Source organism: Methylomonas rosea, assembly GCF_024505055.1.
GTDB lineage: Bacteria > Pseudomonadota > Gammaproteobacteria > Methylococcales > Methylomonadaceae > Methylomonas > Methylomonas rosea.
On record NZ_JANIBL010000100.1, the window covers coordinates 1 to 8,939 of the forward strand.

General features: G+C 51.0%; 8 protein-coding genes. 3 read left to right on the forward strand and 5 right to left on the reverse strand.

Annotation, left to right across the window (positions count from 1 at the left end; genetic code table 11):
• On the forward strand, positions 1-171 hold a 171-nt coding region (locus NP589_RS21820; RefSeq protein WP_371929700.1), incomplete at its 5' end, for a glycine zipper family protein.
• Between the two features lie 104 nt (positions 172-275).
• Positions 276-791 carry a septal ring lytic transglycosylase RlpA family protein gene (locus tag NP589_RS20720; protein WP_256608674.1) on the forward strand — a complete coding sequence of 172 codons (516 nt, stop codon included), beginning with the start codon at positions 276-278 and terminating at the stop codon, positions 789-791.
• 319 nt (positions 792-1,110) lie between these two features.
• Here NP589_RS20720 and NP589_RS20725 read toward each other — a convergent pair whose 3' ends face one another.
• From NP589_RS20725 to NP589_RS20745, 5 genes are all read right to left on the reverse strand, one after another.
• On the reverse strand, positions 1,111-2,580 hold the full coding sequence (locus NP589_RS20725; protein WP_256608675.1) for a methyl-accepting chemotaxis protein: 1,470 nt from the start codon (positions 2,578-2,580) through the stop codon (positions 1,111-1,113).
• Positions 2,581-2,583: 3 nt separating this feature from the next.
• Positions 2,584-3,123, reverse strand: a complete 540-nt coding sequence (locus NP589_RS20730) for a PAS domain-containing protein (protein WP_256608676.1) — start codon at positions 3,121-3,123, stop codon at positions 2,584-2,586.
• A 157-nt stretch (positions 3,124-3,280) separates the two neighbouring features.
• The gene (locus NP589_RS20735; protein WP_256608677.1) at positions 3,281-4,075 is read right to left on the reverse strand and encodes a response regulator; all 795 of its coding nucleotides are present in this window, start codon (positions 4,073-4,075) and stop codon (positions 3,281-3,283) included.
• Between the two features lie 3 nt (positions 4,076-4,078).
• Positions 4,079-5,521, reverse strand: coding sequence for an HDOD domain-containing protein (locus NP589_RS20740; RefSeq protein WP_256608678.1), 1,443 nt, complete (start codon positions 5,519-5,521; stop codon positions 4,079-4,081).
• A gap of 4 nt (positions 5,522-5,525) precedes the next feature.
• Positions 5,526-8,354 carry a valine--tRNA ligase gene (locus tag NP589_RS20745; RefSeq protein WP_256608679.1) on the reverse strand — a complete coding sequence of 943 codons (2,829 nt, stop codon included), beginning with the start codon at positions 8,352-8,354 and terminating at the stop codon, positions 5,526-5,528.
• 169 nt (positions 8,355-8,523) lie between these two features.
• Here NP589_RS20745 and NP589_RS20750 point away from each other — a divergent pair.
• Positions 8,524-8,939 (forward strand): hypothetical protein (locus NP589_RS20750; protein WP_256608680.1); only part of this gene is annotated, 416 nt, incomplete at its 3' end.

Below are 8,939 nucleotides of genomic sequence, written 5' to 3' on the forward strand. Positions count from 1 at the left end.
GGCGGCGCCGCTTTGGGGGCTGTGCTCGGCAGCCCAGGAAAAGGCGCGGCTATCGGTGCGGCTGCCGGCGGTATCGGCGGCGCATCCAAACAAGGTATTCAATCTGAAGACCGGTATAAAAACGCCTACAACAACTGCTTACGCCAACGCGGCCATCGGGTAGTCAACTGACCAACACGTCAGCAGAAACCCGTTCGGCAATCTCTTCTGAATTTTTCAAACTCAATCCATTGAAGACTGCTTGTTTAAGCAGCCTTCCACGCGGAGAAACAGTTATGTTTTTAGACACGGTATCGGCATTTTCAAGCCGACTTAGCCTCAACGTGCTGCGATGGCATGCGGTTATGCCGCTGATGTTTCTTAGTCTGCTTAGTGCTTGTTCCGGTATTCCAACGCTGCAACGCAATGACGATCAAGCGATGCTGCCCGAAACTACCAAAACCACGTACTCTAAATCTTACAAAGTTAAAGGAAAAACGTATTCACCTATGCACAGCGCGCTGGGTTACAAAGCGCAGGGTCTGGCTTCCTGGTATGGCGCAGAATCCGGTAATTTTACTGCTAACGGCGACCGCTTCGATCCGCGCGGCATGACGGCGGCGCATAAAACGCTGCCTATCCCCTCCAAAGTTAGGGTTACCAATCTGCGTAACGGCCGATCCGTGGATGTGGTGATCAACGATAGAGGGCCTTTCAAGGCTAATCGACTTATCGATCTGTCCCAGGGCGCGGCGGAACAGATCGGCATGCGCGGATTGGCGGAAGTGACGGTGGAATATTTGGGAAGTTAGGCTGGTTCAGGCTTGTTCCAGAATTTGTAACTATTCAGAGAAAAGCCCAACAGCCCTTTTCAAGAGGGTGTGTTTAAGGCGAGGAGAATCAAAAAAGGTATTTCAACGATTTACATCTCCTTACCCTAGCCATCTCCCGGAGGGGTAATTCAACTTGCAGGTGCGAATTTATTCGCACTATATGCAGCAAAGGTCGAATAAATTCGACCCTACAACATGTCCAAGCTTAACGTCATTGCTCTGAGGGTGAGGTTCCTAATTGTTACGCCAGCTTCGCACCGAAGCTACTTGCGTTGAGACGATTCTGTACAGCTGTGTGCTATACGTTTTTGTGTCGTTCTTCCACCATCGCATCGATATATTGCATCACATCGGCGCTGGCGGCCTCGGCCAGTTGCATTTGCCGAATGATTTCATCGAGCATGCCGGGATCATCTACCCATTTGTCGCGAGAGACTTCATAAGCCCGTTGTGTAGTTTTATGCACGTCGGCATGCGGTTGATTCAATTTGGCGTAAGCGCTGGTCGAACGGAATTTTTCATAACCCAGTCCCTCGTAATACCATTTTCCTAACCGGCAATTATGGTTGTCTACCATGATGGCTTGGTGATGAGGGCATTCGTTGGCTGTTTCGACGGCCACATAGCCGTTTTGTTTGTAGACCACATGATCGAGTTTAGCCAGAACGCCGAAAGATTTGTCCTTGGCATAAGAAATGTAATCGACCGAGATCTTCGCGGATCGGGATAAATTGGAAAACTGTTGGCGGAAGGAATTGACTTGCGCCAGTATCTCTTGCGAAAGCGAGGAGGAGCTTTCAGCTTCGGTTTGCATTTGTTCAACCCGTTTATTAAAAGACTTGAGGGTTCTGGATACCTCCAGCGCGGCGTTTTTGGTATGTTCGGAGAGGTTTTTGACTTCATCGGCGACTACCGCGAAGCCTCGTCCGTGCTCGCCGGCGCGCGCCGCTTCTATCGAGGCGTTTAAGGCCAGCAGGTTGGTTTGATCAGCAATCCCGGTAATCATCGATAAGGATTCGGTGATTTTTTTGCTGTCGTTAATCAGCGCGCCGATTACATCCGATACCGAATGCACATTCGAGTTGATGTCGGACAGGGAGTTACTGATGGTTTCCACCGCGGATAGGCTGGCGTTGGCGTTCTCGCCAGTTTCCACTGCGATATTTTCTACCTTTTGCATTTGCTCGGTGATATTAAGCAAGTCGCTTTGATTGCCTTTCAGATTGGTGAGCAGATTGTTGGTGTTGAGTGCATGCAGGCCTGCCGATAAACGCCGTTTGATCGTCAGTTTGTCGTTTTCATCCATCAACTTGATGGCGTCGTTCATATTCTTTGCAGACTGTTTCAGTATGCCCGGAAAACCGTCAACCAGGGCATAACGGTCGTAATTGCCTTCTGCGGCGTGTTTAAAACAAGAGTTCATTTCCTTGAAATAAGATTCCATGATGTCCAGGGTTTCATTGAGCTCCCAGGCTATCTTGCCGACTTCACCCATGCCGCGCGTCTTGGTGACGCGATGATAGAGTTGGCCTTGATTGGTGTGTCTCAGCACTTCTTCTATCCGCTCTAATACCAGCAGACATTGTTTGCCGGCGTGCCAGGCGTCCAAGGCTACCACTGGCAGCGGCAGCAACAAGCCCAGTATCAGCCAGGAAAAGCCATGTGCCATAAGCGTGTAGATGAAAACGGCAACAGCGGAAAACAGAATGGCGACCACTGCATAATTAAGCTTGGTTCTTAAAAACGGAATATTGGCGTTGGAATTCATGGCTTACACTCCGTTGGGTTTATAAAGGCTTAACACCAAGCTATTGTAATTTTTTGCGCCGGCTTGCTTGACCACGTCGAATAGATATTCCAGCGATTTATCCGGGGCATCTTTAACCGAATGGCGTTTTTCTATAACCAGCATTTCCCGGTAAATCGGGATGATGACATCCAGAGCGTTACGGGGGGGATTACGGCGTACCGAATAGTAACCCTGCAATTTACCGTTTTTATCGTAGTCCGGAGTAATGTTGGCAAATACCCAATAAAATCCACCGTCCCGGCATAAGTTTTTGGCAAAACCGAAAAATTCGTCACCGGCTTTTAGGGTATTCCACATAAATCTAAATACGCCGCGCGGCATGTCCGGGTGTCTGATGATGTTATGTTGTATGCCCAGCAATTGATGTTCCGGGTAGCCGGCAATTTCCATAAAGATGCGATTGGCATAAGTGATCCGCCCTGAGGTGTCGGTTTTGGAAACGATAAAATCGTCATCCGCGAGTTTTTTTTCATTATTGTTAGGCGTGACAGTCGGCTTCATATTCCGTACCTTAATTTGGGGCTATTGGTGGTCAGTCCATGCATGTTTTGCGCGAAAACCGGATGAGCTTGATCATGACCGCATCGGACATTGATTCGATCCGGGGTTGTGATAGCCGCGCATGTTGTGGGGTATTCGCTCGCCACACAAGATTAGCTCAATTGAGCAAATTAATCAGGAGGCGTTTGATTGAAGTTGCTTCGAAAGGTTTGTCCAGTATGGCGGATACTTCGGATTTCTCTATCGCTGCCAAGCGATTTTGGTTTTGCTCGCTGGTGACCATCAGGATGGGGACCGAGCCGCGCTCCGGGTGATTCCGGATATGGTCCACCAGTTGCAATCCGTCCATTTCCGGCATGTTGTAGTCGGTCACAACCAGGTCGAAATACTGTTGATTGAATAGTTGTAAACCCTGTTTGCCGTCGTGAGCCGTGACGATCTGATAGATGCCGATGTTTTCGAAAACTTTGGTGAGATATTTCAACGAGAATTCGCTGTCGTCCACCAGCAGTACCCGCAGGTCTTCGATATCCAGATGCGTCAGGTTAAGTTTTTCCGGGCGAACATATTCCAGCGTGGAATGCAGGGCAGTTTCCAGGGCCTGACGGGTAAACGGTTTGGGTAATATAGCAATCGCTCCGGCCTGGCGGATCGGTTCCAGATATTTGATATTCGTCTCGCTGGAAATCAGCAAAAAGGCCATTTCATATGAGGCATCGTCATTGCGCAGTGCATGGACCAGCTCCACGCCAGTCATGTCCGGCAGGTACATTGAGCTGATAATCAGATCGGGCCGGGAGTGCTGTAAGCGTTCGAATAACTCGGCGCCGCTTTGCACACAGGTAATATCGTTTATCTCGCAGTCGTGCAAAAAATGGGAGATGATTTGTTGCTGAGTATGAGACGGTTCGACGAGAAAAACCTGAAGATTGGCAAGCTGATGGTCTGTCATGGATTAGTGGTGTTTCATGCAGTACAGGGTTAAACCAATATGCGCTTGTTTGGCAAAGTGCTTGGCTGCGATGAAATCCTCGCGAGTTAAGGGTAGTCCATGAATAGAGTGGTCGCAATAAATAAGGCCCACGGTCTTTTTTTCCGCATAAACCGGAAAAACGAAGCACTCGTATTCGCCGATATGCTGGCGGATCTGCGGAGTGTAAAGCTCATGATGTTGTTGGGGAAACAGCCAGACGCCTTCTTGTTGTTGTAAGGCGTGAAACAGTAAGTTTGCCGAGGATTCGGAGTTGCAAATACGGATTTTGGGGGCACCAGCCATTTTGTGCCAGCCCAAGGAAAACTTCTCATTCAGCGTCTGTTTATCCGGACTGAGCAACATGAATAGCGTTCTGTCCATTTCCACGCCGCGATGTATGCCTTCCAGTACCATTTCAAATAGCCCGTTCAGGTCGATCTGACCGCTGATATGGCTGCTGATGTCTTGCAAAATTTGAAATTGCAGCTGTTTCTTGTCGGCCTTTTCCTCTTCCGCTTCTTCGAACTTGGCAATGATGGCTTCGGTGCTGATGAATTTAGAGGCATCGTTGGCGCCGAATTGTCGGGCAATGTGCACCGCTTCTAAGGTGTTTTTGTCTATCTTGGCTTTTAGGGTTGCTTGCGGCAGGCCGGAAAACTCAGCAACTTTTGCCAGACAAGCCTGCATGGCTTCCGAGTCTTTGCCCGATTTAAGCGCTGCGCAGATCTGATGACCCAGTTGCACCATTTGCACCCGTCTCTCCGCGGAGTCCGGTTTGGCGATGGCTTCTTCTATCAAGCCGCTCAGACACCAGGATTTACTGAGTTTTTTGCCCAAGTCCTGCAAGGTAAAGCCCAGGACTTTTTTCTCGGCCTCGCGATTGTTCAGCCCGCTTTTTTCGATTTGCTCATGGACTTTTTTGGATTGCGGATTGCCGGAGCACCAGAACGCAATGTGGCCGATATTGTGCAGCAGAGCAGCCACAAACACCTCTTCCGGCGAAGTGTCGCCCATGCTTAGTGCCAAGTCCTTAGCTTGCACGGCGGCATGCAAGGCTAACGCAATTTCCCGATTGGCCCTGTCCTTGTTGGTGGACGACAGCATTGCTTCAAAAAACGAGCAGGCCAGGGTTAGCTCCCGTATCACCTCCGCGCCCAGCACGACGATGGCCCGCGAGACGGTGCTCATTTTTTGCTTGGAAGGATTGTAGTAAGGGCTGCTGCCTACTTTTAGCAGTTTGGCAGTGAGATTGGGGTCTTGCAGAATCACCGTCGCCAGCTCGATGGCGCCCTTATTCCTATCGTCCAACGCCGCGTAGATGTTATGCGCGGTGTTGGAGAAAATCGGCATTTCCTGCACGCGCAGTAGCTCCACCCATTCATCCAGAGATTGCGGTGGCTTCTGCGCGGTGCCGGTTGGGTTCATTGCATTACAACGCTTTGATTTTGGCGAATTGCTCGTTCAGGTTTTTTAAGGACGACTGCAAGCCCGCCAGTTTCTCGCGCTCTTTTTCGATGACTTCCGGCGGCGCCTTATCGACGAACGCGGCATTGCCGAGTTTGCCTTCAATACGCGGTAGTTCTTTTTCGATGCGCTGAATTTCTTTTTCCAGTCGAGCCAGTTCTGCGTCCTTGTCGATCAAACCGGCCATCGGGATCAGGATTTTCATGTCGCCGACTAAGGCAATAGCCGATTCAGGTGCGTTGTCGTCGGCTGCAAGCCAGGTAATACTTTCCAGTCGGCCCAGTTTCAAGAGATAACTTTCGCCCTCTTTGAGATAGGCATGATCGGCGGCGCTGCCATTTTGTAATAGTACATTCAGCGGTTTGCCGGGGGCGATGTTCATCTCACCGCGTATTCTGCGGATACCGAGGATGAAGTCCATCGCCCACTGAACTTGGGTTTCGGCATCGGGGTTGATCGCCGCGCTATCACTTTCCGGGTAAGGCTGCAGCATGATGGTAGCGGCAGTGATGCCCGCCAAAGGTCCCACTCGTTGCCAGATTTCCTCGGTGATGAAGGGCATGATCGGATGCGCTAAACGCAGCACGGTTTCCAGCACTTTTAACAACGTTTGGCGAGTACCCCGCTGCAGGGTTTCATCGTCGCTTTGCAGCGAGATTTTTGCCAGCTCCAGATACCAGTCGCAGTATTCGTTCCAGGTAAATTCGTAGATGGCTTGCGCGGCCAAGTCGAAGCGATAGCTGTTGATCGCATCGGTCGTCGTAGCGATGGTGCGATTCAAGCGCGACAGAATCCACAAGTCGGCCTGGCTGTATGTGCACTCGGCGCAATCGATGCCGTTATCCTGATCTTCGGTATTCATCAGCACGTAGCGCGCCGCGTTCCAGAGTTTATTGCAGAAGTTGCGGTAGCCTTCTGTGCGCTGCAAATCAAAGCGAATATCGCGGCCGGTCGACGCCAGCGAGGCAAAGGTAAAGCGCAACGCATCTGTACCGAACGATTGAATGCCGTCCGGGAATTGCTTGCGGGTGGCTTGTTCGATTTTCTTGGCTAGATGCGGCTGCATCATGCCGGACACGCGTTTGGCTACCAAAGCCTCTAGATCAATGCCGTCGATGATGTCGATGGGATCGAGCACGTTGCCTTTGGATTTGGACATTTTCTGGCCTTCCGCATCGCGTACCAGGCCGTGGATATACACTTCCTTGAACGGCACTTCGCCCTGGAATTTCAAACCCATCATGATCATCCGTGCCACCCAGAAGAAGATAATGTCGAAGCCGGTAACCAATACACTGGTTGGATAATGCGCGGCCAATTCCGGGGTTTGCGCCGGCCAGCCCAGCGTCGAGAACGGCCACAACGCCGACGAGAACCAGGTATCCAGTACGTCTTCGTCTTGCTTGAGAGGGTAATCGGCGGCCAGACCATGCGTGGCGCGAATTTCCGCTTCCGAGTGACCGACGTAGGTATTGCCTTGGTCGTCGTACCAGGCCGGAATGCGATGGCCCCACCAGATTTGCCGGGAGATACACCAATCCTGGATGTTACGCATCCACTCGAAATAAGTATTTTTCCAGTTGTCAGGCACGAATTTGATCGCGCCGGTTTCGACGGCTTCGATGGCCGGTTTCGCCAATGGGGCGATTTTCACGTACCACTGATTGGTCAGCAGCGGTTCGATCACAGCGCCGGTACGGTCGCCGCGCGGCACCATCAATTTATGGTCGGCGATTTTTTCCAGCAGGCCTTGCGCGTCCAGATCGGCGACGATTTTCTTGCGGGCTTCGAATCTGTCCAGGCCGATGTAGGCATCAGGAATAATGGTAAAGCCATCATCGTTGCCGCGTATCGCCGCATCGACGGTAAAGATATTGATCAAGCCGCCATGCGGTTGGTCGGCAATCACCGACATTTGTTTGTGGCGAGTCCAGACTTCGTAGTCATTGAAGTCGTGGGCCGGGGTGATTTTGACGACACCGGTACCGAATTCCGGATCGACATATTCATCGGCAATAATCGGAATGCGGCGGCCGGTTAGCGGCAGTTCGACGAATTCGCCGAGCAAATGCTTGTAACGCTCGTCGTCGGGATGAATCGCCACCGCCGCGTCGCCGAGCATGGTTTCCGGGCGGGTGGTTGCCACCATTAAATGACCGGTGCCGTTGGTTAACGGGTAACGCATATACCACATCGAACCGTTTTCTTCCTCGGACAACACTTCCAGGTCGGAAACGGCGGTATGTAATACCGGGTCCCAGTTCACCAGGCGTTTGCCGCGATAGATCAGGCCTTCTTCGTACAATTTGATGAACACTTCCTGCACCGCGTCCGACATGCCGTCGTCCATCGTGAAGCGTTCTTTCTGCCAGTCCAGCGACGAACCCATGCGCCGCAGTTGCCGGGTAATCGTGCCGCCGGACTCTTCTTTCCATTCCCAGACTTTCTCGATAAACGCCTCGCGGCCCAAGTCGTGGCGGGTTTTGCCGTCGGCGTTGATGATGCGCTCCACCACCATCTGCGTGGCGATGCCGGCGTGGTCGGTGCCCGGTTGCCAAAGCGTGTTGTAACCTTTCATTCGGTGATAGCGGGTCAGTGCATCCATAATGGTGTCCTGAAACGCATGCCCCATATGCAAACTGCCGGTGACGTTCGGCGGCGGAATCATGATGCAATACGATTCGCTTCGCGCTTTAGCCAAGTCGCCCTCGCTTTTGGCGGCGAAATAGCCACTCTCTTCCCAAAGTTGATACCAGCGTTGTTCGATAGCGTGCGGGGAATAGGTTTTTTCCATGTTTTTGTTGGATGAGCTTGGGTTTAAACAGGTGACTATTTTAACCGTAATTCAATTAGGGGCTAGCGTTTAAGAGGAAGCTTGAAAAATGATGCGAGAAAAGAAGAATGTATACTCTTACAAAGTGAATGATTCACAGATACTCTGAAGATCTTCCAGGCCGAATAAAATGTTAAATCACTCTAACGCAAGGGAAATTGCAAAACGCTACGAGGAGGCATTAACCGACCTACGGCTATTAATTTTATATGCGCACTCTGTATCGGCTTCGATCCAAGGAAAAGAGGCGGCTGATGATCAGCAATACTATGCGTCGATTATTTTTTCAAAGATAGTGTCTCATGCAATAACCCTTATTCGAAGCGTCCCAAAAAGCCTTTCTATTTCGGCAGATAGTGGCGCAGAGCTATGGGATCTTTCATCGGCCGCTTGTTTAGCGAGAGCAATTCTTGAAACCAATGATGCTCTTGCGTATATGGCAGATAGAATCGACGAGCCTGAACAACTTCTGCTTAGAATCCGGATATGGGAGCTTCATGACAAGGAGCATCGTATATCAATGCTAGAGTCTATCCATTCCTCCGC

Excerpts from the sequence above, each read along its gene's own strand:
- NP589_RS20735 (WP_256608677.1), bottom strand. The coding sequence starts at position 4,075 with ATGACAGACCATCAGCTTGCCAATCTTCAGGTTTTTCTCGTCGAACCG.
- NP589_RS20725 (WP_256608675.1), bottom strand. The coding sequence starts at position 2,580 with ATGAATTCCAACGCCAATATTCCGTTTTTAAGAACCAAGCTTAATTAT.
- NP589_RS20740 (WP_256608678.1), bottom strand. The coding sequence starts at position 5,521 with ATGAACCCAACCGGCACCGCGCAGAAGCCACCGCAATCTCTGGATGAA.
- NP589_RS20720 (WP_256608674.1), top strand. The coding sequence starts at position 276 with ATGTTTTTAGACACGGTATCGGCATTTTCAAGCCGACTTAGCCTCAAC.
- NP589_RS20745 (WP_256608679.1), bottom strand. The coding sequence starts at position 8,354 with ATGGAAAAAACCTATTCCCCGCACGCTATCGAACAACGCTGGTATCAA.
- NP589_RS20730 (WP_256608676.1), bottom strand. The coding sequence starts at position 3,123 with ATGAAGCCGACTGTCACGCCTAACAATAATGAAAAAAAACTCGCGGAT.